Below are 24,996 nucleotides of genomic sequence, written 5' to 3' on the forward strand. Positions count from 1 at the left end.
CGATGAGCGACACGAACCCGAACCAGTACCTGACCAAAGATCCCGACTGGTGGCGCGGGGCGGTGATCTACCAGATCTATCCGCGCAGCTTTCAGGACAGCAACGATGATGGCGTGGGCGATCTTCTGGGCATCGCCAACCGTCTGCCCTATGTCGCCTCACTGGGGGTCGATGCGGTGTGGATCTCGCCGTTCTTCCGCTCGCCGATGAAGGACTTTGGCTATGACGTCAGCGATTATTGCGATGTCGATCCGATGTTCGGCACGCTCGCCGATTTCGATGTGCTGATCCAGTCGGCCCATGCCCATGGGCTGAAGGTGCTGATGGATCTGGTGATCTCGCACAGCTCGACCGAGCATCCGTGGTTTGTCGAAAGCCGCGCCTCGCGCGACAACCCCAAGGCCAACTGGTACGTCTGGGCCGATGCCAAGCCCGATGGTACGCCGCCCAACAACTGGCTGTCGATCTTTGGCGGATCGGCGTGGCAATGGGATGCGACACGCTGCCAATACTACCTGCACAACTTCCTGACCGAACAGGGCGATCTGAATTTCCACGAGCCGCAGGTGCAGGAAGAATTGCTGAAAATCGCGCGCTTCTGGCTGGATCGCGGCGTCGATGGCTTCCGGCTCGATACCGTGAATTTCTACACCCATGACGCGCAGCTGCGCGACAATCCGCCCCTGCCACCCGAAGAGCGCAACCCGATCACCGCCCCGGCGGTCAACCCCTACACATGGCAGAACCATCTTTACGACAAGACCCAGCCCGAGAACCTGCTGTTCCTGAAGAAATTGCGCAGCCTGATGAACGACTACCAAGCCGCCGCCGTGGGTGAGATCGGCGAGGACCAGCGCGGGCTTGAAGTGCTGGGCGATTACACCCGTGGCAGCGATCACCTGCATATGTCCTACGCGTTCGAGCTGCTGTCGGACCACGCGCCCACCGCCGCCTATATCGCCAAGGTGATGGACGACATCGCGGAAAAAGCCCCCGGGGGCTGGGCCTGCTGGGCGTTTTCCAACCATGACGTGGTGCGCCATGTCTCGCGCTGGAACATCCCCGAACAGGCGGCGCGGATGTACATCACCCTGATGATGTGCCTGCGCGGATCGGCCTGTCTCTATCAGGGCGAAGAGCTGGGCCTGCCCGAGGCCGATGTCGCCTTCGAGGATCTTCAGGATCCTTACGGCAAGCGTTTCTGGCCGGCGTTCAAGGGCCGCGACGGCGCCCGCACCCCGATGGTCTGGGAGGCGGACACCCATAACGGCGGCTTCACCACCAGCTCGCATCCGTGGCTTCCGGTCAGCCCCGAACATTTGCGGCGCACCGTAGCGGCGCAGGAAAAGGACCCTGCCGCCATTCTGCACCACTACCGGCACGCGATCAGCTTTCGCCATGCCCATGCCGCGTTGAAAACCGGCGATATCAGCCATGTCAGCCACGAGGGCAACGTGCTGAAATTCCACCGCTGCCTTGGCGACGAGGAAATCTTCTGCGGCTTCAACATCAGCGACGAGCTGGCAACCGTCGAGGCGCCGCAGGGCAAGTGGTTCCAGATCGGCGAGGAACTTGGCTCGGCCGGGCCTTTGCCCGACGGCAAGCTGCATTTCGGGCGCTGGCAGCCTGTGCTCGCGCTCAAACGGTAACGGGGGGAAGACCAATGGCCGATCTGAAACTGAGCGATGTGGGCAAGACCTACGGTGGCACCATCGAAGTGCTCAAACACATCGACCTCGAGATCGAGGCGGGCGAGCTGATCGTCTTTGTCGGCCCGTCGGGCTGTGGGAAATCGACCCTGCTGCGGATGATCGCCGGGCTCGAAAAAATCACCTCGGGCACGCTGGAGATCGACGGTCAGCGCGTCAACGATGTGCCCCCGGCGCAGCGCGGCATCGCCATGGTGTTCCAGAGCTACGCGCTGTACCCGCATATGACCGTGCGCGACAACATGTCCTTTGCGCTTCAGATCGCCAAGAAGCCCAAGGCCGAGATCACCGAAGCGGTGGAGCGCGCGGCAAAGATGCTGCAACTGACGCCCTATCTCGATCGCCTGCCCAAGGCGCTGTCGGGCGGGCAGCGCCAGCGGGTGGCCATCGGGCGTGCCATCGTGCGCGACCCCAAGGTGTTTCTGTTCGACGAGCCATTGTCGAACCTCGACGCGGCGCTGCGGGTGGCGACGCGGATCGAGATCGCCCAGCTCAAGGAACAGATGCCCGACCGGACGATGATCTACGTCACCCATGATCAGGTCGAGGCGATGACGCTGGCCACACGGATCGTGGTGCTTGCCAACAAGGGCATTGCGCAGGTCGGCTCTCCGCTCGAACTCTACGAGACGCCCAACAGCGAATTCGTCGCGCAGTTCATCGGCTCTCCGGCGATGAATCTGCTGCCGGGCGAGATCACCGGCACCGGAATGCGCACCACGGTCAGGCTCGAGGGCGGCGGTACCGCGGTGTCGGATATCCCGACCGGGGACGGCGATCTTGGCCTGTCGGTCAATGTCGGCGTGCGGCCCGAGGATTTCACCATTGCACGGCAGGCGGGGATCTATACCGGGCAGGTCGCGCTGACCGAAGCGCTCGGCGAGGTGACCCTGCTGCATTTCGAGCCGGACCCGGCCGCGAAAGAGCCGGTGATCGCCAAGCTTCCAGGCATTCATCAGGGGCTGCGCGGCAACACTGTAAAGCTGACGGCGGACCCGTCCAAGGTGCATCTGTTCAGCGAGGGGCGCTCTCTGGTCTATCGCTGACGCCCGCGCGCGCCGCCGGCTTGGGGGCGCCCGCCGAAATCCCGCGGGCGCCTGTAAGAACAGGGCGCGAACGCCAGAGTCCGATTGCCCAAGCGATCTACATTTGCGAGACCGAATCTCAGCGTCGCAGCGTGAAGTTCGCGATATGTTCACCATTTGCCATTGGCGAAGGCCGGTCGCTCGCCTATGTAACCGGCTATCCGTCCCCGGAGGTCTCATGCCTGAGCTGAAGCAGATCGAAGTTCGCGGTGCGCGCGAGCACAACCTGAAATCCATCGACGTGGACATTCCGCGTGACGAGCTGGTGGTGATCACCGGCCTGTCGGGGTCTGGCAAATCGTCGCTGGCCTTCGACACGGTCTATGCCGAGGGGCAGCGCCGCTACGTTGAATCGCTCAGCGCCTATGCGCGGCAATTCCTCGACATGATGGAAAAGCCCGATGTCGATCAGATCTCCGGCCTGTCCCCGGCGATCTCCATCGAGCAAAAGACCACGTCGAAGAACCCGCGCTCCACCGTCGGCACGGTGACCGAAATCTACGATTACCTGCGCCTGCTGTTTGCCCGCGTCGGAACCCCGTACAGCCCCGCCACCGGTATGCCCATCGAGGCGCAGCAGGTGCAGGACATGGTCGACCGGGTGATGGCGATGGAGGAGGGCACGCGCGGCTACCTGCTGGCCCCGATCATCCGCGACCGCAAGGGCGAATACCGCAAGGAAATGCTTGAACTGCGCAAGCAGGGCTTTCAGCGCGTCAAGGTCGACGGCGAATTCCACGAGCTTGATACGCCGCCGACGCTCGACAAGAAATTCCGCCATGACATCGACGTGGTGGTCGACCGCATCGTGGTGCGCGAAGGGCTGGAGACGCGGCTTGCCGACAGTTTCCGCACCGCGCTGGATCTGGCCAACGGCATCGCCATTCTGGAAACCGCGCCCAAGGACGGCGAGCCCGAGCGCATCACCTTTTCCGAGAATTTCGCCTGCCCGGTCAGCGGCTTCACCATCCCCGAGATCGAACCGAGGCTGTTCTCGTTCAACGCCCCGTTTGGCGCGTGCCCCGATTGCGACGGCCTTGGCATGGAGCTGTTCTTTGACGAGCGGCTGGTGGTGCCGGACGCCACGCTCAAGGTCTATGACGGGGCCATCGCGCCCTGGCGCAAGGGCAAATCGCCGTATTTCCTGCAGACCATCGAAAGCATCGCCAAGCATTACGAGTTCAACAAGAACGACCGCTGGAAGGATCTTCCGGCGCATGTGCAGCAGGTCTTCCTGCACGGTTCCGGCGACGAGGAAATCGGCTTTCGCTATGACGAGGGAGGGCGTGTCTACAACGTGTCCCGCGTCTTTGAAGGCGTCATTCCCAACATGGAACGCCGCTACCGCGAGACCGACAGCAACTGGGTGCGCGAGGAATTCGAGCGCTATCAGAACAACCGCCCCTGCGGCACCTGCGACGGCTACCGCCTGCGTGAAGAAGCCTTGGCGGTCAAGATCGGCATCCCCGGCAACCTTATGCACATCGGTCAGGTGGTGCAGATGTCGATCCGCGAGGCGCATGACTGGATCGAGACGGTGCCAGAGGCGCTGACCAAGCAGAAGAACGAAATCGCCCGCGCCATCCTCAAGGAAATCCGCGAGCGGCTGGGATTTCTCAACAACGTCGGCCTGGAATACCTCACCATGTCCCGCGCCGCTGGCACACTGTCGGGCGGCGAAAGCCAGCGTATCCGGCTTGCCAGCCAGATCGGTTCGGGGCTGACCGGGGTTCTGTACGTGCTTGACGAGCCGTCCATCGGCCTGCACCAGCGCGACAATGACCGGCTCATCGGCACGCTGAAATCGCTGCGCGATCAGGGCAACACGGTGATCGTGGTCGAACATGATGAAGACATGATCCGTCAGGCCGATTACGTCTTTGACATCGGCCCCGGTGCAGGGGTTCATGGCGGCCGCGTTGTCGCCAAGGGCACCCCGGCCGAGATCATTGCCGACCCGGCAAGCCTTACCGGGCAGTACCTTGCCGGAACCCGCGAAATCGCCGTGCCCAAGACCCGCCGCAAGGGCAACAAGAAAAAGCTCAAGGTGGTCAAGGCCACGGGCAACAACCTCAAGACCGTCACGGCGGAATTCCCGCTGGGCATGTTCGTCTGCGTCACCGGTGTGTCGGGCGGCGGCAAGTCGACGCTGACCATCGAAACGCTGTACAAGAACGCCGCGATGAAGCTGAACGGCGCGCGGGAAACCCCGGCGCCCTGCGAGACCATCAAGGGGTTCGAGCATCTCGACAAGGTCATCGACATCGACCAGCGCCCCATCGGGCGCACGCCGCGATCCAACCCCGCGACCTATACCGGCGCCTTCACCCCGATCCGCGACTGGTTCGCCGGGCTCCCCGAGGCCAAGACGCGCGGCTACAAGCCGGGGCGGTTCAGCTTCAACGTCAAGGGCGGGCGCTGCGAGGCCTGTCAGGGCGACGGTGTCATCAAGATCGAGATGCACTTCCTGCCCGACGTTTATGTCGAATGCGAGACCTGCAAGGGCAAGCGCTACAACCGCGAAACGCTCGAGGTGCAGTTCAAGGGCAAGTCCATCGCCGATGTTCTGGATATGACCGTCGAAGAGGCACAGACCTTCTTTCAGGCGGTGCCGTCGATCCGCGAAAAGATGGACGCGCTCATGCGGGTGGGTCTGGGCTATGTCAAGGTCGGCCAGCAGGCGACCACCCTGTCTGGCGGCGAGGCGCAGCGCGTCAAACTGTCAAAGGAGCTGGCGCGCCGTTCGACCGGTCGCACGCTGTATATCCTCGACGAGCCGACCACCGGCCTGCATTTCGAGGATGTCCGTAAGTTGCTCGAAGTGCTGCACGAATTGGTGGAGCAAGGAAATTCCGTGGTGGTGATCGAGCATAATCTCGATGTCATCAAGACCGCCGACCACATCATCGACATCGGCCCCGAAGGTGGCGATGGTGGCGGCGAGATCGTTGCCACCGGCACGCCCGAACAGGTCGCCGCGGTCGAGCGCAGCCATACCGGGCGCTACCTTGGGCCAATGCTTCAGCCGCGCACGGTTGCGGCGGAATAAACCCCTGTCGAAAATGGCCGGACCCGCCGGGCCCGGCCATCGCGTTTCTGGCGCGATCAGTTGGTCAGGGCGTTGATCAGGCCGATCGCCGCAAGGATCTTTTGCGTGTCGGGATCGACCCGGATCACATCGCCGCCACGGTGGTAATAGGTGCCGCTGCCCAGACCGTAGCGCTCGGGGTGGCTGACCCGCACATAGCCGCTGGGAATGCGGTCGCCGCGCTTGTGGTGCACCTCCTGACGGACCTCGCGGGTATCTTTCTTCGCCTTCTGCTCGACGCGCTTATCGTCGCGATCGTCGTGCTTCTTTGCCTGACCGGGGGCTTCGCAGGCCGGGCTTTTCTTGGCCAGCCCGGGCGGGCAGTCCTTTGATCCGGCGTTGGCGGCCATCGGCGCACCAAGCGCGAGAATGGATACGGCGGCGAGGGTGAGGGTGCGGAACATTATGTGTCTCCAGATGTCTGTCTGAAGATACAACGTGGCAGCTCGGCAGTTCCGTTCCGGAAAAATCACCGAAAGCGAAAAAAATGCTCACGGCGCGGGGCCGTGAGCGATGGGCCTACTTCTTCATCGGGCAGCTGTTCACGCCGATGAGCGCGTAGAGCGGACAGCGCCCCATAAGGCCGGTCACGAGGGGAATGATCCCCAGCAGATAAAGCCAGTGGTAGGGGCCATCGGTCAGGAAGAAAGCGGCGATCATCAGAGCGCCGACGGCGATGCGCAGGATCTTGTCGATCCCTCCGACATTCTTTGCAAACATGGCGTGTCCTTTCGGGTGTTGCCGCCTTGGTCTGCCCGAGTCGCGCCGCCCTGTCTGTGACCTCGTCACACAGCGCAGACTATTGCGACCAGCCCGGCGCGCGCTTTTCGAGGAATGCTGAAATCCCCTCGTTGGTGTCGCGCCACAGCATGTTCTCGACCATGACAGCCCCGGCATAGGCATAGGCCTCGTCCAGCGGCAGGCTGGCCTGCTCGTAGAACGCCTGCTTGCCGATCTTCACTGCCGCGCCCAGCTTGTCGGCGACGGTGTTGGCCAGCGTTTGCGTTTCGGCGGCCAGTGCATCCGGCGGCACCACACGGTTGATCAGCCCCAACTGCTGCGCCTCCTCGGCATCGACGAAGCGGCCAGTGGTCAGCATTTCAAACGCCTGTTTGGTCGGAATGTTGCGGCTCAGCGCCACCATCGGGGTCGAGCAGAACAGCCCGATATTGACGCCGTTGACGCCAAAGCGCGTGCCCGAAGCCGCAACCGCCATGTCGCAGCTTGCCACCAGCTGACAACCAGCGGCAGTGGCAATGCCGTGAACCTGCGCGATCACCGGCTGGGGCAGGGCGCGCAGCCCGGTCATCACCTTGGAGCAGCGCGCAAACAGATCGGCGAAATAGGCCTTGCCGCCGTCTTCGGCCTGCCGTCCGGCCTGCATCTGCTTGAGATCATGCCCGGCGCAGAACGCCTTGCCGGTGCCCGACAGCACCACCGCGCGGATCGTGCGATCCGTCGACAGCGCCGTGATCTGCTCTGACAGCGCCGCGAGCATCTCGTCGGACAGCGCATTCAGCCGCTCGGGCGCGGCCATGGTCAAATGGGCCACCGGCCCCGTGTCGTGACGTTCCAGAAGCGCCATCTTGTCCTCCCTTGGCTTTGCGGTCAGCCTAGCCGCAGCGGTTGCAGGAGGAAAGACATGGCGCTGGCGTTCACGATCGCCGAGATGACAGAGTATCTGTCCGAGGTTTTCCCGCAGGTCGAAGGTATGTTCGCCATCGACCAGATGGATGAGCAGCTTCTGGTGATGCGGCTTGTGGTGTCCGAGTCCCATCTGCGGCCGGGGGGCACGGTGTCGGGCCCGTCGATGTTCGGGCTGGCCGATGTTGCGGCCTATGTCGCGACGCTGGCGCGGATCGGGCGGCAGGCGCTGGCGGTGACGACGCATTGTTCCATAGACTTCATGCGCAAACCCGAAGCCGGGGTCGATCTGCTGGCGCAGGCGCGGGTGCTCAAGCTGGGGCGCACGCTTAGCGTCACCGATGTGCTGTTGTTTTCCGAAGGATCAGACGCGCCGGTGGCCCATGCATCGCTGACCTATTCGATCCCTCCGGCGCGGGTTGGATGAGGGGCGGCGCCTGAAACAAAAAAAGGCGCGGGGGACAGCCCGCGCCCAGTTCAGGAAGAGTTCCGGCAGATCCGGGGATCAGCTCCGCCAGAACATCCGGTGCGCCTCCCGCTGGGCGACGCGCCGTTCGAGGCCGACATCCCGCAGCAAATGGGCATCGAGCTGACCGAGCGCCTTGCGGCTGCGGGCGCGCTCGGACCATTTCGCCAGCACCACCGCAAGGCGCAGCGCAATATTCGCCATCAGCGGCAGCGGGCGCTGCGCGTCGAGTTCGGCGATGAGCGGGGCTTGGGCAGTGTAGGTCATGGGATGTCTCCGTTAGTGTGTATTGGTACAATTTCCTTGAGTTCGGTATCGCGTTGGTACATTGTGCGGGTATGACCGTCGAGAAAAACATTGTGACCGATACAATCTTCGATCTCTACGCGCGCCAGCCGGACGGAGCGAAGTACAGGATGCTTGCCGGCGCGCTGCGGCAGGGGATTTCGGCGGGCAAGTTGCCGCCCGGCACGCAATTGCCCCCCGTGCGCGATCTGGCGTGGCGGCTGGGGATGACGCCGGGAACGGTGGCGCGGGCCTATACGCTGCTGACCGACGAAGACCAGCTGAGCGCTGAGATCGGTCGCGGCACATTCGTTGCGGGGCAGGCAGAACAGCGCCCGCCGCTCTATGTAACGCGGCCCTGGGCCGAAGGCCCGGACGGGGCCGAAATGATCAATCTGTTCACCGCAAGGCTGCCCGATCTGGGGCAGGTAGCGCTGATAAATCAGGCTTTTCAACGGCTTTCAGAGCGTCCCGACCGGGCGCTTCTTGAATATCCCACCGCTGCCGCCTTTGTTCCGGCGCGTCAGGCGGTGGTCGATTGGCTGTCGGCGGTGCCGCTTGGCGTTCTCAATCACGAAGACGTGGTGCTGTCTCATGGCGCCCAAAGCGCGATTTCGCTGGTGATGCAGGCGGTGCTGCGCGGCCGTCGCCCGGTGGTGATGGTTGAGGAACTGGCCTATCCCGGCTTTCGCCGCGCCGCCGAATTGCTGCGGGCCGAAATTGTATCGGTCCCCATGGATGCGCATGGCATTGTACCAGCGGCTCTTGAAGATCTCGCCCGCAAGCACGAAGCGCAGCTGCTGTGTACCTCTCCGGAACTGAACAATCCGACGGCCATCACCACGCCGCTCGACCGCCGCCGCGAGATTGCCGAGGTGGCGCGGCGCTGCGCCTTTGATGTTCTCGAAGACGATTGCACCTTTCTGGGCGAGAGTCGCCCCGAAACCTACCGGGCGCTGCTGCCGGAGCAGGGGTGGTTCGTGTCGTCGATCTCCAAGACGCTGACACCGGCGCTGCGCATCGGCTTTGCCATCGCGCCGCAGGGCAAGCGCCAGATGCTGCGGCGGGTGGCCGAGAACGGCTTTTTCGGCCTTGCCAAACCGCTGGCGGATCTGACGCAGGATCTTCTGACCCGCGATGAGACCCGCGAGATCGTCCGCGCCGTGTGCCGCCAGAATGCGGTTTACGTGCGCGCGGTGGTGAACGCGCTTGGCGATCACGATCTGAGCTGGAACGAGCATTCGCCTTTTGCATGGCTGCGGTTGCCGCCGGGCTGGCGCTCTGCCGTGTTCTGCCTTGCCGCCGAGGCGCAGGGGGTGCAGGTGCGCCCCGCCGAGGATTTCGCCCCGCGCAACGGCTTTGCCCCGCATGCGGTGCGCATCGGCATGAATGCCCAGATCGCGCTGCCCGATTTCGAAGCCGCGCTGGCGCGACTGCGCCGCCTGCTCGACAACCCGCCGGAGCAGTCGATGATGGCCTGAAATTTGGGGTATTCAAATACCTAATTTCTAACTAACTGATTTATAAAGATTAATAGGTGTTTTGTTCGCTTGACTGGGAATTCTGCACGCGTATAACCCGGCAATCGGAATTCGGAGGCGGTGGCGACATCGCATCCAGTACAAAGCTCAAGGGCAATCCAATGAAAACCTTCTCTGCGACTCCGGCAGATATCGAGAAGAAATGGATCGTGATCGACGCGGAAGGCGTCGTTCTTGGCCGTCTCGCCTCGATCATCGCCACACGTCTGCGTGGCAAGCACAAGGCCACCTTCACCCCGCACATGGATATGGGCGACAATGTCATCGTCATCAACGCCGACAAGGTGCAGATGACCGGCAAGAAGCGTGAAGAAAACTTCTACTGGCACACCGGCCACCCGGGCGGCATCAAGTCGCGCACCAAGGCCCAGATCCTCGAGGGTGCACACCCCGAGCGCGTCGTCGTTCAGGCCGTCAAGCGGATGCTTCCGGGCAACCGTCTGTCGCGCAAGGTGATGACCAACCTGCGTGTCTATGCCAGCGCCGAGCACCCGCACGAGGCGCAATCGCCCGAAGTGCTGGACGTCAAGTCGATGAACAAGAAAAACACCCGGGTGTAATCATGGCTGAACAGATCAATTCTCTGGAAGAGCTCGGCACCGCTGCTGGTCTCGACACCGCACCCGTCGCCATCGAAGAGCCGCGCGAGCCGGTTCGTGATGCGCTGGGGCGTTCCTATGCCACCGGCAAACGTAAGGACGCGGTTGCCCGCGTCTGGATCAAGCCGGGTTCGGGCAAGGTCATTGTCAACGGCAAGCCGATCAACAGCTATTTCGCGCGTCCGGTGCTGCAGATGATCCTGCGCCAGCCGTTCTCGATCGCCGGTGTCGAAGACCAGTTCGACGTTGTCGCGACCGTCAAAGGCGGTGGCCTCTCCGGTCAGGCCGGCGCGGTCAAGCATGGCGTGTCCAAAGCGCTGCAGCTCTATGATCCCTCGCTGCGCTCGGCTCTCAAGGCCGCAGGCTTCCTGACCCGCGACAGCCGCGTGGTGGAACGTAAGAAGTTCGGTAAGCGCAAGGCGCGCCGCAGCTTCCAGTTCTCGAAGCGCTGATCGGTTACGATCATACATTCAGAAAGGTCGCCGTTGGTTCGGCGGCCTTTTTTCGTCTTGGCGATCGGGGATGGCTGTAATGAGGCCGGAGTTCGAGATCATCACCTGCGCCGATGCGCAGTTCTACGAGATCCTGCGCGTCTTCGAACGCAACATCCATGCGGTGATGGGGCGTTATCCTACCGTATTCGATCTTGGCCTGACCGATGCGCAGAAAGCCTCGATCAAATCGCCACTTGTCAGCATCGACGTGGCGGCGGAATACAATCAGATCAACGCTGACGGCTTCATCCGCACCACCCACAAGCCGACCGCGATTGCCCATGTGCTGAACGCCGGGCGGCCCTGCCTGTATCTGGATGCCGACATGTTGCTGACCGAAGCGATTGTCATGGGCGATTTTCTGAACGCCGATCTGGCCGTCACGCCGCGCCATCCCGATGAACTGTCGGCCGATGATCTGCAGCAGAATGGCCAGATCAATGCGGGCTTCCTGTATTTCTCGGGGTCCGAGGCATCGCGCGCGGTGCTGGAACGGTGGCGCGATCTGTGTGCCTCCAGCGAGTTTTCGGATCAACGGGCGATGAGTGAGGTGTTGAAAGGCTGGTCTCTGGACCCGTCATCCAAGGCCGAGACACGCGACGGCCTGACACTGGCCCGACTTGATCCAAGGGTGTTCAACGATACCGGGCGGCGCACCGGCAAGGTGCTGCATTTCAAGAACCTTGGGCGGCGCTCGCGCAAGCGGCGCGAATGGCTAAGGTGGGCAAGGTGGATCCGGCTGGCACCGGGGCTGGTGCGCGGGCTTGTCCGATACCGGCGCAAACAGCTAGACATGTGACCCGATCCCGAAAGGCCTTCATGAGACCCTGCATCGTTGTCGAGACCTGCATCACCCCCGGTCAGACCTTCGTAAACCGGCACATCCAGCATCTGTTCGGCGGGGCGGTCTGCGTGATTGCGGACCGGTTGACGTCAGATGCGCCGAAGGATGGGCGGTATCTGGCGCTTGACGATATCTCGCGGCCAATGCTCGACCGGCTGATCGCGCCCGCGGCCCGGCTAAAGGGTCATCTGGTGCACGGCTCGAACCGGGTGCCTTGGGGGGCGGCGCGGCGCGCTGTTGGGGATTTTCTCGACCAGCATCGCCCTGATGTGATCCTCGCCGAATTCGGCCCGCAAGGCGTGGCGCTTGCGCCCATCGCCAATGCGCTCGGGGTTCCGATGTTCTGCTATTTTCGCGGCGCTGATGCGTCTTCCCGGCTGCGGCACACCCATGTGCAGCGCGCCTACCGGCGGATGATGCCGCGCCTTGCGGGGGTGTTTGCGGTCAGCCAGTCCTTGCTCGACAACCTCGCGGCGGTTGGCGTGGTGCATCCCAACGCCCATGTCATTCCCTCTGGCGTCGATGTGCGCCGCTTTGTGCCGGGCGAGAAACGCCCCGGAAGTGTGCTGGGCATCGGGCGATTTGTCGAGAAAAAGCATCCGCTGCTGACCATCCGTGCCTTTGCCGAGGCGTCGAAAAACCATCCCCACGCCCATCTGACCCTGATCGGTGATGGCGAGTTGTATGAGCCGGCCCGCGCGCTGGTGGCCGAGCTGGGGCTGGGCGACAAGGTGTCACTGCCCGGCGCCTTGCCGCATGACACGGTGCGCGCCCATCTGGAACGCGCGCAGATCTATGCCCAGCATTCCGTCACCGCCCGCAATGGCAATACCGAGGGACTGCCGACCTCGATTCAGGAAGCGATGGCGGCGGGCTGTATCATCGTCTCGACCCGGCACGCGGGCATCCCCGAGGCGGTGAGCGAGGGCGAAACCGGCTTTCTGGTGCCCGAACATGATGCGGTGGGCTATACGGCGGCGCTGGCGCAGGCGCTGGCGCTTGCACCGGAGCAGCGCGCGGCCATGGCGCAGGCAGCGCGGGACACTGCCGTTGCGCGCTATGACAACGCCGCGCTTCTGACCCGGCTCGAAGACACCATGCGCGCCAGCCTGCGCTAGGCGTCGGGGGGCAGCAGGCCAAGCCCGCGCAGATAAATGCCGATGCCCGATTCCAGCAGGTCTTCGGGCGGAAAGGGCGATTGCGTGCCGGGCGAATTGCGGGCGTAAAGCTCGACAACGCCGTGGCTCATCGCCCAGATATGGGCCGAGAACATGCTGGCAGGGGGCCGCTTTTGCGGCGGGATGTGGCGCGACAGGTCTTCGGCGGCGCGCTCGAACACCCGGCGCGCGCGCGAGGATACCGCCGCCAGCTCGGGCGAATGGTTGACCGAAATGCCGCTTTCGAACATTGAGATGTAATGCCCCGGATGTTTGCGCGCAAAGGCGATATAGGCGCGGCCCGTCGCCTCGAACGCGGCCAGCGCCGAGGGCTGGCCGCTGTCATAGGCAAATTGCATCACATCGGCAAAGATCTCATAACCCTGCCGCGCGGCTTCGGCGATCAGGTCTTCACGCCCCTCGAAATGGCGGTAGACCGCCGCCGGGGTCACGCCCGCCAGCTTTGCCGCCTCTGACAGGGTGAAACCGGTGGGGCCTTTCTGTTCGATCAGATCGAGCGCCGCATCGACCAGCGCCTGTCGCAGGTTGCCATGATGATAGCCGCGCTTTCCCATCAGGCGTTCCAGATCTCCGGACCGCCGAGGATTTTCGGATCGGGCGCCCCCAGCGCCTTGTCGGATTTCTGGGTGTAATCGAGATGACTCAGCACATGGCGGATCGCCGCCAGCCGGGCGCGTTTCTTGTCATCAGCGCGGATCACCGTCCAAGGCGCCTGCGCGCTGTGGCTGCGCGACAGGGTTTCCTCGATCGCGGCGCTGTAGTCATCCCAGCGTTTGAGCCCTTCGGCGTCGATCCAGCTGAGCTTCCATTGCTTCAGCGGGTCTTTTTCGCGGGACAGAAACCGGCGCAGCTGTTCGGCGCGCCCGACGTTGAGCCAGAACTTGAACAGGCGGATGCCTTCGTTCACCAGCATCTGTTCGAATTGCGGCACCTGCGCAAAGAAATGTTCGCGCTCGGATTCGGTACAAAAGCCAAATACCTTTTCCACCACGCCGCGATTGTACCAGCTGCGATCAAAGAACACCATTTCTCCGCCCGCAGGCAGATGTTCGATATAGCGCTGGAAATACCATTGCGTTGCCTCGGTATCCGAGGGCTTGGACAGCGCCACCACCCGCGCCCCCCGCGGGTTGAGGTTTTCGCGCAGCCGCTTGATGGTGCCACCCTTGCCGGCGGCGTCGCGGCCCTCGAACACTATGGCGATGCGCTGGCCGGTCTCGCGCGCCCAGGCCTGCATCTTGACCAGTTCGATCTGCAGCGCGGCCATCTCTTTCTCGTAGGCCTTCTTCTTCATCTCTTCGGAATAAGGATAGGAAGTCGACAGGATGTCATCGGAATCGGCACGTTTGAGCGCGTTGCGGATCTCGTCCGGGGCGTCGTTGTTGTAATACTCGGAAATGGCACCGTCGAAGGGAAGGGTCACGGCCTGCTGTCCTTTTTTGATCTTTGTCTTGCAAGGCAATATGGGACGCGGCGCGGTCTAACGCAAACCCGCGCGGCGGGCGGTGCGGTCGATTGCGGCGTCCATCTGCGCCGCGCCCACATGCTGCGCCGCGTGGCCGACGCCGGGCAGCACCGTCAGCCGCGCGCCGGGGATCTGCCGCGCTGTCGGCACGGAGTGGATGTTGAGCCCGACGGTGGTGTCTGCGTCGCCGTGCAGCAGTTCCACCGGCAGGTCGAGCGTGGGATAGCCCGGCACCATCTGCGCGATCTCGGATTTCAGAGAGGCGCGCTGCAAGGCATTCTCGCGCAGCGAGTCCGGGCGCAGCGCCAGCGACGCGCCGATGTGGTCCGCATAGCCCGGCGGCACTTGCTGCGGCGCGAACACCGAGGCGATGGCCTGCTGCACCTGCGAATCCGAGGCCAGCGAGGCGATGGCCGGATTGGCGATGCCCCGCAATGGCCCGGCGCTGAGCCGGTAGAAAAACGGCAGCCCGGTGTCCCATGTCTGGGAGGGCGCCGAGACCAGCACGAGGCCCGACACCGCATCAGGATGCCGCTGCGCCCATGCCAGCGCCACCGCGCCGCCATAGCTGTGCCCCAGCACGATGGGCCGCGCTGCGCCAAGCTGGCGCGCGGCGCCAGCCAGAAGATCGGCCTGTTCAAAGATCGACGCGCCATCGGAATCGAGGCTGGGGGTGTAGCCAAGGCCGGGGCGGTCAAAGGCGATGACGCGGTAGCGCGCCGACAGCCGGTCCACTGCGCCATAGGTCCAGTCGCGCAGGCTACCGCTGGCGCCGTGGATCAGCACCAGCGGCGGGCCAGCGCCCTTTTCGACGTAATGCACCCGGTGTCCGTCGACGTTCAGAAAGCGCCCCTCGGGCGGATAACGGGTCTCTGCGTCCTTCGCGGCGCTTTTGCCGGTGCCGCAAGCGCCAAGCGCCAGCAGCGTCGCGCAAAAGCCGCGCCGCTTCATGCCGCCCCTGCGCGGGCGCGCCAGTCGGTGGATTCGACCCCGATCCGCGCCAGATCGAACGGGGTGGTCTGGTAGATTTCGTTGATCCAGTTGCCGTAAAGCAGATGGGCATGGCTGCGCCAGCGGTTCTGCGGCGGCTGCGAGGGGTCGTCATTGGGATAATAATTCGCCGGGATGTTGATCGGCGTGCCCGAGGCGATATCGCGGTCGTATTCTTCCTTCAGCGTGCCGGAATCATATTCAAGATGGTTGAAGATATACAGCGCCCGGTGGCAGCGATCTTCGACCAGCGCCGGGCCGGTTTCCGGCGAATGGATCAGCACCGGCAGCCCGGCGGCCTCGACCTCGGCGCGGCGCACCTCTGTCCAGCGCGACACCGGCATGACCATGTCATCGGAAAAGCCGCGCAGGAACGGCGAGGCGGGTTCAAGGTTGCGATGGCGCACGCAGCCAAAGGCCTTGTGATCGAGCATATGCTTTTGCACGCCGTGGAAATGATGGATCATCGCCATAGCGCCCCAGCACACACCAAAGGTCGAATGCACATGGGTCTGCGTCCAGGCGAAGATGCGCGTCAGCTCGTCCCAGTAGGACACCTCGTCAAAGGGCAGATGTTCGATCGGCGCGCCGGTGATCACCAGCCCGTCGAATTTCTCGCCCGAAGCCTCGACCTCGGTGAAGGGGCGATAGAACGCCTCCATATGCTCGGCGGCGGTGTTGCGGGTCTGATGTTCGCTCATGCGGATCAGCGAAAATTCGATCTGTAGCGGCGTCGCGCCGATCAGCCGAGCGAACTGGGTTTCGGTCTGGATCTTCTTGGGCATGAGGTTGAGCAGCGCGATGCGAATCGGCCGGATGTCCTGCCGCGCGGCGCTGTCTTCGTCCATGAGAGAGACGCCCTCACGGGTGAGGACATCATAGGCGGGAAGATCGGACGGCAGACGGATGGGCATGGCAGCTCGCAGCGATTGGACAGACCAGAGCAAATAGGGCGAAGACGCCCGGAAAACAAGCTTAGCCGGGCAGGGCGGCGGCGATGACGTCGGTGAAATCGGCCTCGTCGCGCACCGTTGCCATGTCGGAGGCTTCGACCGTGACGCCCCAGTTGCGCGCCATTGCCTCGTAGCGCGGCTGGCGATGGGCCAGCGCCTGCGCATAGGTCCAGCGGATGAAACTGTCGGGATCGACCTGATCTTCGGACAGGCCGGTCTGCGCAAGATAGGCCGCCCAGCTGCGGGCAAGGAAGGCGGGCTGGTAGGCCATCGGCTTGGGCTCGCGGTCAAAGCGGCGGATCAGCTCTTCGGTGTGGGCGTCGGAGCCGCGCACCCAGACCATCAGCGCGCTGCGCGACAGTTCGGTCAGGATCGGATCGGCGGCATCTTCGGCATCGACCCATTCGCAGATCGACCCGCCGGTGTCGCAGACGAAATGCGGATAGCCATAGAGATCCTGCGCCCGGTCGATGAAATAGCGCGTGTCGAGCAGCGCCTGTTCCTCGGCGCGGCGAAACTGGTCCTGACGCTGCTGATAGGTCTGCATCGGCAGCCCGCCGCGCGCCGGATCGCCCGGTTTGCCGAGATAGGCCGACACCGGCTTGAGATTGTCGAAGGTCAGGTTCGACCCGATATAGATCGAATCCGACAGCAGCAGTTCACGCAGGAACGGCACTTTCATCGCCTCGCGCTTGGCGTTGTCGGCGATGTATTCTTCCATGTAGCGGGTGCCGATGCGGTAATCGATCGAGTAATGGAACCAGTCGCCCGACTGGCGCAGCATCGACGAGACATGGGTCTTGCCCAGCCCCGACATGGCAAAGATCACGACACGCTTGTGCTGCGCGGTGCGCCAGTCGGCGGCAGTTTGGTAAAGCATCGTGGCCAAGATCCCTGACAATGTGAACCCGGCAAGGCGTAATCGCGCCCGAGGCCATCGTCAAACCGTATCCCCCCCGCACGGGCGAAGGGAGCGCCGATCAGAAGTGGTACGACAGCTTGAGCCCAATGCCCCAGGCGCGGTTGTCGGAAAAATTCGCCCTTGCGGTCTGGGCGGTCTGCGGCTTGCCATCCCCAAGCCAGAAATGGCTGACAGCGCCCGACAGCGTCACCCGTTCGCTTGCCTTGTAGGCCCCCGCGAGGCGCAGTTGCGTGTAGCCGGATGTTGGCGCCAGCGGCGAGACGAGGATGTCGGTCGGCGCCTCGAAGGTTGCGCTGATGGCCCCCGAGATCCGGTCGTTGAACCTGCGTCCGATGCCGAGCGTATAGGCGGTGGTGTCGTCAAGATCGATCAGCCCGTCGCCGGTCACAAGGACGAAACTGTCGGGGTCGACGCGGAATTCGCGGTGCTTGAGGTAGCGCACCGACCCGAACAGCAACGTATCGGCCATGATGCCGGTCTGAAAATCGAGGGTCCAACTGGTCGGTGTCTTGACCTCGGTGCTGCCACTGCCGTCGAGCAGCGGCAAAGACACATCGGGCACGCCGTCGCCGGTCACATCGACCGGAATCGCAGGCCCGGATTCGCGGGTTTCCATGTCATGTGTGATTGCCGAGCTGTAGGTCAGCACGACGCGCAGCGCGATATCGGGGATTTCATACGCGACACCCGCGACGTAGCCGGTGCCAGTGGCCTTGTCGAGATCGACGGTATAGCCGCTGACCGCGCCGTAGGCGAGGCCCTCAAGATGGATCCGCCCCGAGGCCTGTTGCAGGCGAAGCCCTCCGAAGGCGCTGAAATTGTCATTGATCTGGTATTTCAGCAGCGCCGTCAGCGCGTGGGTCGATGCCTGTGCCGTGGTTCCGCCCAGCACCACGTTTTCGTCGCCATAGGCCACATCCGCGCCGAACGGGCGCTCATAGATCACCCCAAGCGCCCATGTCTCTGTCAGGTCGTATTTCAGCGCAAAGGACGGCAGGTAAAAATCCCGCCCGGCGTTGTCGAAATCCTGCGCCGGGAACGGCGGGCTCTGGTTCTTGCCGGTCAGTTGCGGCGACGCATAGGCAAGGCTGACCTCCAGAACATTGCCGGTCTCGTAAAGCAGCAAGGGCGATTGCGGCGTGCGTTCTATACCGCCAGCCTGAACCGCACCGGTACTCAGGGCGACAACGACAGCCCCCTTAAGCGACGTCTGCATAGCGTCACCCTCCTCCCTCATTGCCTGCTCGTCCTCCGCCAATCAGGGTAGCGAGGCGCTGATTTGCCAGTCAATTCTTTACGACACGTGAGCTTGCGTAAAGCGCCGCTACGTCATTTTCACGAGACAGAGGGGCGCGGACGGGTTTCCTTGAGGATATTGAGGTAGTTCGCCCCAAAGATGATCGCCGCGCCAAGGAACACGTAAGGGTCGAGCGACTCGGCGTAGATCAGCATTCCAAGGATCGCCACCATCGGAAGACGCGCAAAGTCGATGGGAATCACCACCGGCGCCGGGGCAAGACTGAGCGCGGTGGTCAGGCAGTAATGCGCCACCAGTCCGGCGACGGCGATCACCGCGACCAGCGGCCAGCTGTGCAGCCCCGGCAAGGCGATGTCGCCGTCATATCCGGCGCAGATCAGGCCGAACACCGCCTGCATCGCGGTCAGCCAGAACAGCACGCAGCCAGCGGTTTCGGTGCGGGTCAGCCTGCGGGTGAACACCGCCGATCCGGCAAAGCCCACGGCGCAGCCCGCCGCCGCGATCAACCCCGGCGACAGGGTTTCGGGCGAAGGCCGGGCAACGATCAGGATGCCGAGAAAGCCGATGATCGCCGACAGCGCGCGGGTCGCGGTGATGCGCTCGCCCAGGATCAGCGGCGAGATCAGGATGACCCAGAGCGGCGAGGTGAACTCCAGCGCGAACACCTGCGCCAGCGGGATCGAGGCAACGGCGAAGAACCACAGGTTCTGTCCGGTGAAATGGCTCAGGTTGCGCAGCGCGTGCAGGCCCAGCCGGCGCCGCGTCACCTGTTGGAACTGGCCGGTCAGGGCCAGCGCGGCAATCACGATGAAAAAGCCGATGACCGAGCGATAGAGCATGATCTCGAACGTATCGAGTTCGAGGCTGATGGCGCGCCCCGCCAAGGCCATGGCGGTGAAGGACACCACCGAGCCCGACATCCACAGCACGGCCTGAAACGTCGGGCTCATGCTTCGCAAATCGCGTAATCGCGCGGGCAGTCGCGGGTGATCTCGGCCCATGCGCTTTGCCCGGCGCGCTGCTGGTGTGCGTCGAACGCGGCGCGGCTGGCAAAACGCTCGCTCACGTCGAACACGCCCGGCGCGGATTCCTGCACATCAAAGGCAATGCAGCCCGGTTCGGCGCGGGTCAGGCGCAGATGCTCGGGCAGGGCGTCGCGCACCGATTGCGCCCGCTCTGGCGGGCAGGTCAGGGTACCGGTCAAGATGATCTGGGCCACGGTGCGTCTCCTCCTGCACTGGCGGCGACACTGCCCGGTGATCTGGCAAAGGACAAGATGCTTCAGACGCTTAGTCGAGCCCGATGGCGTTGCCGGTTGCCTTCAGATCGGCGTAGCCGGTCAGCTTGCGCGAATTGGGGCCAAGGAAGCCCGCCTGCTTGCGCGCCATCGCCTCGAGCAGCTTGTCGATGGTGTGGTAATCGGAATTGCCCTTGGAATAGCCACCGTCGGTGATCGCCCATGCCACCTTGGCATAGAGCGCCGGGGTGTAGCGGTAATGCAGCAACGGGATCAGTATGTGTGCCGACAGCGGGCGCGAGATCTCGTGCGAGGACAGGTACCATGTGCCGCGCTGCCATTTCTGCAACAGCGGCTTCACGAACCGCCCCGAAGGCGATTTGCGAGCGCCGAGCCATTTCAGCTTGAGCCGCGCGCGTAGCGACAGCGGCTCCTGCCCGTCGATCAGCGAGCGGTTCAGGCGGCTGCGCGCGCCCTCGTAGCGATGCCGCGGCGGGCCGCCATCGCGCAGAGAGAAATGCCGCGTGCCATCGAAATACCACGTAGCGCCGCGCGGATCGTCGGCGCCGGGCGCGCCGGGCGCAAGATCAGACACATGCGCGGGATAGAGATCGATCATGCCGCCCCACGCCCCGGCTTCGCCGCGCTGATCGAGCAGGGCGCACAGATCGGGCAGGCGACGGCCCGGCGGCAAGCAGGCGAATTCGTCGATGTCGCATTGCATCATCCAGCGCCCATCGCAGAACCTGTTGGCCAGCGCGCTGCGCCACAGGTGGATCTGGCGGTAATCGTTGCTGCGCACGGTTGGTGGGCGTTCGGATTCGGGCACGCTGTCGCCGTAGCGGCGGCTGCTTTGCAAAAGCATCACGTCAGGCTGTTCGGCAAGGAAGGTGGCAGACCCATCGTCAGAACGATCATCGAGCAGCACGAAACGGTCTACGCCAAGCGCGCGGTAGTGCTCCAGAAACGCCGGTAGCAGATAGCTTTCATTGCGAAGGACCGACACGAGGCTGAGCCCCGGCCGGTCCGTCAGATCATGGCCGACGATGCGAATATCGTCCGGCTCAGGGGCGTAAAGCGCCACGCCTCATTCCCACTCGATGGTTCCGGGCGGTTTCGAGGTGATGTCATAGGTGCAGCGGTTGATGCCCTTGACTTCGTTGATGATCCGCGTTGCGGTTTCACCAAGGAATTCGTGGCTGAACGGATAGTAATCCGCCGTCATACCATCGACCGAGGTCACAGCCCGCAGCGCGCAGGCGTAATCATAGGTGCGCCCGTCGCCCATCACGCCCACGGTGCGCACCGGCAGAATGGCGACAAACGCCTGCCAGATCTCGTCATACAGGCCATGCTTGCGGATCTGGTCGATATAGACCGCATCCGCCTTGCGCAGGATTTCCAGCTTTTCGCGGGTGATCTCGCCGGGGCAGCGGATCGCAAGGCCGGGGCCGGGGAAGGGATGGCGGCCGATGAAGCTGGCGGGCAGGCCCAGCTCGCGGCCCAGCACGCGGACCTCGTCCTTGAACAGCTCGCGCAGCGGTTCGACCAGCTTGAGCCCCATCTTTTCCGGCAGGCCGCCGACGTTGTGGTGGCTCTTGATCGTCACCGAGGGCCCACCGCTGAAGCTGACGCTTTCGATCACGTCGGGATACAGGGTGCCTTGTGCAAGGAATTGCGCGCCTTCGATCTGATCGGCGTATTTCTGGAACACGTCGATGAACAGCTTGCCGATGATCTTGCGCTTGGTTTCGGGGTCAGAGACGCCCTCAAGCTCGCCAAGGAACAGCTCTTGTTCCTGCGCGTGGATCACCTTGAGGTTCATGTGGTCGCGGAACATGCCGACGACTTCCTCGGCCTCGTTGAGGCGCAGCAAGCCGTGATCGACAAAGACGCAGGTCAGCTGATCGCCGATGGCCTCGTGCAGCAGGGCGGCGGCGACGGAACTGTCGACGCCCCCCGACAGGGCACAGATCACCGGCGCATCGCCAACCTGATCGCGGATCTTCTGCACCGCTTCCTCGCGGTAGGCGCCCATGGTCCAGTCGCCGGTAAAGCCCGCGTCCTTGATGAAGTTCTCGTAGAGCGTCTTGCCGTTCGGGGTGTGGTGCACCTCGGGGTGGAATTGCACGGCATAGAACCGGCGCTCCAGATCGGCGGTGATGGCAAAAGGCGCGCCGGGCGAGGTGGCGTAGACCTCGAAGCCCGGAGCGATTTCCGAGACGTGATCGCCGTGGCTCATCCAGACCTGTTCGCGCCCGGTTCCGTCAAGGAACCAGCCGGCCAGAAGGTCGATGCGGTCGTCTTTGGGGGTCACATAGGCGCGGCCGAATTCGGCGGTATGGCTTTGCCCCGCCTCTACCTTGCCGCCAAGATCCTGCATCATGACCTGCTGGCCATAGCAGATGCCAAGGATTGGCACGCCCAGTTCATAGGCCTTTTTCGGCGGCCGGGGCGATCCCTCGCGCGTCACGCTGTCCGGCCCGCCCGAGAAGATGATCGCCTTGGGGGCGAAGTCTTCGAGGAAGGCGTCGGTGACGTTCTGGTAGGGATGGATTTCGCAGAAGACGTCGAGCTCGCGCAGGCGCCGCGCAATAAGCTGCGTCACCTGAGAGCCGAAATCGATGATGAGCAGTCGGTCATGCTGGGTCATGCCCGTGCTTTAGGGTCGCTTTGTCGCTTGCGCAAGAGGCTGCGCACCGGTTGCGGGCGCGTGCCTCGAAAATCATGCGATCGATGCCAGCAGGTTGGGGGTTGCCCCCGTGGAAGAGACCCGCGGCCCGCGCCTAAGTGGCTGTGTCGTCGTGCACGGGGCCCAAAGGCCGAACCCCACGGCCAATGGGAGGGTGCAACGCGATCAGGCGCGCTCGCGCATCAGGCGGGCTTCGCCCAGCATCGCTGCCAGCACCTCGACGTGGCGGGCCACCGAATAGCTGGCATCCGATGCCCGGCGGCTGGCGTCGAGGCTTGCCTCGATCTCTATCAGCCTCATCAGCACCGGGCCGCTGCGCCCGGGGGCAAGCCCCGGCAGGATGCGGCGAAGGTGCTTTTCGCGCCGGTAGTCATCCGCCCCGATCCGGGCGGTGCGTACCAGAAGACGCGGGCGGCGAAGGCTGTTCATCAGACTCAGGATATCCTGCATGTTCACGTTTCCCTCTTCGTGAGTGTGGTCGAAACATGGCACGTCTGGGGCAGGTGTTGCGGGAAGGGCGCAGTGCGAGCCCGGTCATTTCACCTTTGTTTAGAAATTGTCAGGGAATTTAGAGAACACGCAGAGACGTTAACTTTGAAGTAACTAGCTCCCGTCATGGTTGAATCGCTCTGGGGATAACTCTGTGGACTGAAAGAAGATCGAGGGGATACGTCATGTTGCTCTGCCGATCCGGTGCCGAAACGGCACAAGAGCTGCCGGCCTGGGTGCCGGAGGATGCAAGAAACTACCTCGCCCATACCGAGGGCGGAGAGGCGATACGGAAACTGGCGCGTGAAGCGGGATGTCACGCGTCGACGGTTCTGCGGCAGGTCCGCCGGATCGAAACGTTGCGGGACGATCCTCTGGTTGACGGGGCGCTTAGACGCCTTGGCAAGCTTCAGGCGAGATTGTCGCAACCTTCCATGAAGGAGATGGATGGAATGAAAGAGCCTCTCAGCGATGAACTGACGCCGGATGCCACCAAGCTGTCAAACGAGGCGCGTCGCGTGCTTCGGCGGCTTTGCGAAAGCGGGGCGATGCTTGCGGTCGCGGCGGAAATGGACAAGGCCGTCGTGGTCCGCGACACCGGCGACGGAGGCAACCAGCGCACGGCGGTGGTCGACTCGCCCATTGCGCAGGCGATGGCGCTCAAGGGCTGGATCGCCTGCGATGCGCCGGGGCGGATTTCGCGCTATCGCATCACGCCTGCGGGGCGCACGGCGCTGAGCAAGCTGCTGGCCGAGCAGGAAAGCAAGCTGCGCGGCTTTGCCGAGGCGCAGGCAGGCTTTGGCACCTCGCGCGAGGCGGAACAGGCGATGGCTGCCGCCGCTGCCGATCCGCAGGCACGTCGGCGGCATGTGATGGCGGAAAGCCCGCTGGTGCTGCTGGCCCGCCGCCGCGATGCCCAGGGCGAGACCTTCCTGACGGATGACCTCGTGCGCGCTGGCGAGCGTCTGCGCGAAGACTTCGAGCTGGCGCAGATGGGATCCCGCGGGACACAGAACTGGGATCGGTATCTTAGCGGCGGTGCCGGTGGCATCAGCGGCGATGACGCCTCACGCGGGCCAGATGCAGCGCAAGCGCGGCTGATCGCGGCGCTGCGGGATCTGGGGCCGGGGCTGGGCGATGTGGCGCTGCAATGCTGCTGCTATCTCGAAGGCCTCGAGACCACGGAAAAGCGCATGGGCTGGGCGGCGCGCTCGGGCAAGGTGGTGCTGCGGATCGCGCTTCAGCGTCTCAGCCGCCATTACGCCGAAAACCGCATGCCCGGCGGCGGGCTGATCGGCTGATGACGCAGCCCCGAAGCTGCTGCTTCGGGGCCATGGTCCTATCAGTTCAGCGCGGCAGCGCGGCCGCTTCGGCGGCGAGCGCCTCGATCCGGGCCCAGTCGCCTGCGGCGACCGCATCGCCCGGAGCGACCCAGCTGCCACCGCAGCACAGCACGTTGGGCAGCGACAGGTAATCGCCAGCGTTCTTCAGGTTGACGCCGCCGGTCGGGCAAAAGCGGATCTGCGGCAGCGGCGCGCCGATCCCCTTGAGCGCCGGAGCGCCGCCCGAAGCTTCTGCCGGGAAGAACTTCTGCACCGTATAGCCGCGCTCCAGCAGCGCCATCGCCTCGGAGGCCGTGGCAGCGCCGGGCAGCAGCGGCAGGCCCGCTTCTTCGCAGGCATCCAGCAAACGGTCGGTTGCGCCGGGCGAGACGCCAAAGGTCGCGCCGGCATCGACAGCCTTGCGCACGTCTTCGGGGGTCAGCAGGGTTCCGGCGCCGACCACGCCGCCCTCGACCTTCGCCATTTCGGCGATGGCTTCAAGCGCGCAGGGGGTGCGCAGCGTCACCTCCAGCACCGGCAGACCGCCCGCGACCAGCGCCTGTGCCATCGGCACGGCATGGGCCACATCGTTCACGACGATGACGGGGATGATCGGAGCCATACGGCAAAGCTTTTCGGCACGGATGCTGGCGTCTTGCGGGGTGATCATGGCAAGCCTCTTGAAGATGGGAAATTGCCCGCCCTTTACCATGGAACGGGCTAGGGATGTAAGGC

26 protein-coding genes are annotated in these 24,996 nt (G+C 63.8%); 10 read left to right on the plus strand and 16 right to left on the minus strand.

Translation table 11 applies throughout. The features are described 5' to 3' along the window. Nucleotides 1-2 precede the first annotated feature (2 nt). From KO516_RS15760 to uvrA, 3 genes are all read left to right on the plus strand, one after another. Nucleotides 3-1,649 carry an alpha-amylase family glycosyl hydrolase gene (locus tag KO516_RS15760; protein WP_216004735.1) on the plus strand — a complete coding sequence of 549 codons (1,647 nt, stop codon included), beginning with the start codon at nucleotides 3-5 and terminating at the stop codon, nucleotides 1,647-1,649. A 14-nt stretch (nucleotides 1,650-1,663) separates the two neighbouring features. Continuing rightward, nucleotides 1,664-2,755, plus strand: a complete 1,092-nt coding sequence (locus tag KO516_RS15765; protein ID WP_216004736.1) for an ABC transporter ATP-binding protein — start codon at nucleotides 1,664-1,666, stop codon at nucleotides 2,753-2,755. Between the two features lie 217 nt (nucleotides 2,756-2,972). Then, a complete protein-coding gene (gene uvrA / locus KO516_RS15770) occupies nucleotides 2,973-5,843 on the plus strand; it encodes an excinuclease ABC subunit UvrA (protein ID WP_216004737.1) in 2,871 nt (956 codons plus the stop codon). Nucleotides 5,844-5,899: 56 nt separating this feature from the next. Here uvrA and KO516_RS15775 read toward each other — a convergent pair whose 3' ends face one another. The 3 genes from KO516_RS15775 to KO516_RS15785 form a co-directional block, all read right to left on the minus strand. Continuing rightward, nucleotides 5,900-6,286 carry an excinuclease ABC subunit A gene (locus tag KO516_RS15775; RefSeq protein WP_216004738.1) on the minus strand — a complete coding sequence of 129 codons (387 nt, stop codon included), beginning with the start codon at nucleotides 6,284-6,286 and terminating at the stop codon, nucleotides 5,900-5,902. A 115-nt stretch (nucleotides 6,287-6,401) separates the two neighbouring features. Then, entirely contained in the window at nucleotides 6,402-6,602 is a 201-nt protein-coding gene (locus KO516_RS15780) for a DUF2892 domain-containing protein (protein ID WP_216004739.1), read from the minus strand. A 79-nt stretch (nucleotides 6,603-6,681) separates the two neighbouring features. Further along, nucleotides 6,682-7,467 carry an enoyl-CoA hydratase gene (locus KO516_RS15785; RefSeq protein WP_216004740.1) on the minus strand — a complete coding sequence of 262 codons (786 nt, stop codon included), beginning with the start codon at nucleotides 7,465-7,467 and terminating at the stop codon, nucleotides 6,682-6,684. A gap of 57 nt (nucleotides 7,468-7,524) precedes the next feature. Here KO516_RS15785 and KO516_RS15790 point away from each other — a divergent pair, with 57 nt between their 5' ends. Then, the gene (locus tag KO516_RS15790) at nucleotides 7,525-7,953 is read left to right on the plus strand and encodes a PaaI family thioesterase (protein WP_216004741.1); all 429 of its coding nucleotides are present in this window, start codon (nucleotides 7,525-7,527) and stop codon (nucleotides 7,951-7,953) included. 78 nt (nucleotides 7,954-8,031) lie between these two features. Here KO516_RS15790 and KO516_RS15795 read toward each other — a convergent pair whose 3' ends face one another. Further along, nucleotides 8,032-8,259 carry a DUF1127 domain-containing protein gene (locus KO516_RS15795; protein WP_216004742.1) on the minus strand — a complete coding sequence of 76 codons (228 nt, stop codon included), beginning with the start codon at nucleotides 8,257-8,259 and terminating at the stop codon, nucleotides 8,032-8,034. Nucleotides 8,260-8,330: 71 nt separating this feature from the next. Between KO516_RS15795 and KO516_RS15800 the strand changes: the two genes are divergently transcribed. The 5 genes from KO516_RS15800 (at nucleotide 8,331) to KO516_RS15820 (ending at nucleotide 12,873) form a co-directional block, all read left to right on the plus strand. Beyond that, nucleotides 8,331-9,758: a PLP-dependent aminotransferase family protein gene (locus tag KO516_RS15800; RefSeq protein WP_216004743.1), complete on the plus strand. Its 1,428-nt coding sequence runs from the start codon at nucleotides 8,331-8,333 to the stop codon at nucleotides 9,756-9,758. 161 nt (nucleotides 9,759-9,919) lie between these two features. Continuing rightward, the gene (rplM, locus tag KO516_RS15805; protein ID WP_216004744.1) at nucleotides 9,920-10,378 is read left to right on the plus strand and encodes a 50S ribosomal protein L13; all 459 of its coding nucleotides are present in this window, start codon (nucleotides 9,920-9,922) and stop codon (nucleotides 10,376-10,378) included. A 2-nt stretch (nucleotides 10,379-10,380) separates the two neighbouring features. After that, nucleotides 10,381-10,869 carry a 30S ribosomal protein S9 gene (rpsI, locus tag KO516_RS15810; RefSeq protein ID WP_216004745.1) on the plus strand — a complete coding sequence of 163 codons (489 nt, stop codon included), beginning with the start codon at nucleotides 10,381-10,383 and terminating at the stop codon, nucleotides 10,867-10,869. 79 nt (nucleotides 10,870-10,948) lie between these two features. Beyond that, on the plus strand, nucleotides 10,949-11,710 hold the full coding sequence (locus KO516_RS15815) for a putative nucleotide-diphospho-sugar transferase (protein ID WP_216004746.1): 762 nt from the start codon (nucleotides 10,949-10,951) through the stop codon (nucleotides 11,708-11,710). A gap of 20 nt (nucleotides 11,711-11,730) precedes the next feature. After that, the gene (locus KO516_RS15820; protein WP_216004747.1) at nucleotides 11,731-12,873 is read left to right on the plus strand and encodes a glycosyltransferase; all 1,143 of its coding nucleotides are present in this window, start codon (nucleotides 11,731-11,733) and stop codon (nucleotides 12,871-12,873) included. Here the strand turns inward: KO516_RS15820 and KO516_RS15825 are convergent. The 11 genes from KO516_RS15825 to KO516_RS15875 form a co-directional block, all read right to left on the minus strand. Beyond that, a complete protein-coding gene (locus KO516_RS15825) occupies nucleotides 12,870-13,487 on the minus strand; it encodes a TetR/AcrR family transcriptional regulator (protein WP_216004748.1) in 618 nt (205 codons plus the stop codon). The genes KO516_RS15820 and KO516_RS15825 overlap by 4 nt on opposite strands. After that, nucleotides 13,487-14,356: a polyphosphate kinase 2 gene (gene ppk2 / locus KO516_RS15830; protein ID WP_216004749.1), complete on the minus strand. Its 870-nt coding sequence runs from the start codon at nucleotides 14,354-14,356 to the stop codon at nucleotides 13,487-13,489. Before ppk2 ends, KO516_RS15825 begins: the two co-directional genes overlap by 1 nt. Before the next feature lie 57 nt (nucleotides 14,357-14,413). Beyond that, nucleotides 14,414-15,349, minus strand: coding sequence for an alpha/beta fold hydrolase (locus KO516_RS15835; RefSeq protein ID WP_216004750.1), 936 nt, complete (start codon nucleotides 15,347-15,349; stop codon nucleotides 14,414-14,416). Next, on the minus strand, nucleotides 15,346-16,302 hold the full coding sequence (metA, locus tag KO516_RS15840; protein ID WP_216004751.1) for a homoserine O-succinyltransferase: 957 nt from the start codon (nucleotides 16,300-16,302) through the stop codon (nucleotides 15,346-15,348). The genes KO516_RS15835 and metA overlap by 4 nt, the downstream gene beginning before the upstream one ends. Before the next feature lie 61 nt (nucleotides 16,303-16,363). Beyond that, the gene (locus tag KO516_RS15845) at nucleotides 16,364-17,221 is read right to left on the minus strand and encodes an ATPase (RefSeq protein ID WP_216004752.1); all 858 of its coding nucleotides are present in this window, start codon (nucleotides 17,219-17,221) and stop codon (nucleotides 16,364-16,366) included. A gap of 100 nt (nucleotides 17,222-17,321) precedes the next feature. Beyond that, nucleotides 17,322-18,479 carry an OmpP1/FadL family transporter gene (locus KO516_RS15850; RefSeq protein ID WP_216004753.1) on the minus strand — a complete coding sequence of 386 codons (1,158 nt, stop codon included), beginning with the start codon at nucleotides 18,477-18,479 and terminating at the stop codon, nucleotides 17,322-17,324. A 119-nt stretch (nucleotides 18,480-18,598) separates the two neighbouring features. Further along, a complete protein-coding gene (locus tag KO516_RS15855; protein WP_216004754.1) occupies nucleotides 18,599-19,471 on the minus strand; it encodes a DMT family transporter in 873 nt (290 codons plus the stop codon). After that, entirely contained in the window at nucleotides 19,468-19,740 is a 273-nt protein-coding gene (locus KO516_RS15860; protein WP_216004755.1) for a putative quinol monooxygenase, read from the minus strand. Before KO516_RS15860 ends, KO516_RS15855 begins: the two co-directional genes overlap by 4 nt. A gap of 70 nt (nucleotides 19,741-19,810) precedes the next feature. After that, complete coding sequence (locus tag KO516_RS15865; RefSeq protein WP_216004756.1) at nucleotides 19,811-20,842, minus strand: glycosyltransferase family 2 protein; 1,032 nt, start codon at nucleotides 20,840-20,842, stop codon at nucleotides 19,811-19,813. A 3-nt stretch (nucleotides 20,843-20,845) separates the two neighbouring features. After that, nucleotides 20,846-22,411, minus strand: a complete 1,566-nt coding sequence (gene guaA / locus KO516_RS15870; RefSeq protein WP_216004757.1) for a glutamine-hydrolyzing GMP synthase — start codon at nucleotides 22,409-22,411, stop codon at nucleotides 20,846-20,848. 204 nt (nucleotides 22,412-22,615) lie between these two features. Beyond that, entirely contained in the window at nucleotides 22,616-22,900 is a 285-nt protein-coding gene (locus KO516_RS15875; RefSeq protein WP_216004758.1) for a DUF6477 family protein, read from the minus strand. A 224-nt stretch (nucleotides 22,901-23,124) separates the two neighbouring features. Here KO516_RS15875 and KO516_RS15880 point away from each other — a divergent pair, with 224 nt between their 5' ends. Beyond that, nucleotides 23,125-24,240, plus strand: coding sequence for a DUF6456 domain-containing protein (locus tag KO516_RS15880; RefSeq protein ID WP_216004759.1), 1,116 nt, complete (start codon nucleotides 23,125-23,127; stop codon nucleotides 24,238-24,240). Between the two features lie 46 nt (nucleotides 24,241-24,286). Here KO516_RS15880 and KO516_RS15885 read toward each other — a convergent pair whose 3' ends face one another. Continuing rightward, nucleotides 24,287-24,931 (minus strand): bifunctional 4-hydroxy-2-oxoglutarate aldolase/2-dehydro-3-deoxy-phosphogluconate aldolase, encoded by a 645-nt coding sequence (locus KO516_RS15885; RefSeq protein WP_216004760.1) that lies wholly within the window; start codon nucleotides 24,929-24,931, stop codon nucleotides 24,287-24,289. Between the last annotated feature and the right edge of the window lie 65 nt (nucleotides 24,932-24,996).

The organism is Citreicella sp. C3M06 (assembly GCF_018860705.1).
Classification (GTDB): domain Bacteria; phylum Pseudomonadota; class Alphaproteobacteria; order Rhodobacterales; family Rhodobacteraceae; genus Salipiger.